2 protein-coding genes are annotated in these 794 nt (G+C 30.1%); both read right to left on the reverse strand.

Annotated elements, in window-relative coordinates:
• Positions 1-561 (reverse strand): glycoside hydrolase family 3 N-terminal domain-containing protein (locus ACP5S8_RS08470; RefSeq protein ID WP_461876499.1); only part of this gene is annotated, 561 nt, incomplete at its 3' end.
• A 9-nt stretch (positions 562-570) separates the two neighbouring features.
• On the reverse strand, positions 571-794 hold a 224-nt coding region (locus ACP5S8_RS08475), incomplete at its 5' end, for a hypothetical protein (RefSeq protein WP_461876500.1).

The raw sequence follows: 794 nt of genomic DNA on the forward strand, positions 1-794 counted from the left end.
ATATAATCTGCCCATTTGATATTCGGAGAGAGTGTATTTTGAACGCATAATAGTTTTTAATCTATTTACAAGCCCACCTTCTTGGTCAGTACCTATGAAAAGATCTATCCTATGGCTTGATACAATAGGAGAATTTCGTTGTATAAAATTTGTTAGCTCTATAGTTTGTCTTACGCTTCTTATATTATTAGCAAATAATATAACTCCTCCTATGTGATAGTTTGTTAAAAAATTAGCTAATTCTTGATTTGGTATTTCAGTGTTTATACTTGAGAAAAACATTTGACCTACAAGCTGTGGCAAAGTCATTCTTTTTATTATTAAATCTATGTCATGTTCATTGATGACGTTCTGTCCATTTGTTGAAGTATATTGATAAACAATATGATGATTTTCCCTATTGTCTAATGGACTAGATACAGCAGATGTATAAATCAATTTATGAGGTATAGTCTTTTTATTTTTAGCAAAAGCATCATCTAATCCTATAAAATATATAAAAGATAACGCTAAAAGCGTGATAAACAAAAAAACATATAAAAAATATCTTCTAGTTGACATTAAATTCCTTTAATATAGAGGTCTTTTATAGTATCCATTAGCCAATCTTATATCAGATCTATCTAGATACCATTTTCCGTTTTCTTTCACTAAAGTCCAAGTACCTTCCCAATTCTTTACAACAGTTTCGTCGTCATCCCCAATATCTCTGGATCGAAATGTCACAAATACCTTGGCATAATCAGGTGTTAATTCTAAGATTTTGATACTCTTGATTCTATCATACAGCGTTC

The sequence above is a fragment of the Hydrogenobaculum sp. genome, assembly GCF_049967395.1.
Classification (GTDB): Bacteria; Aquificota; Aquificia; order Aquificales; family Aquificaceae; genus Hydrogenobaculum.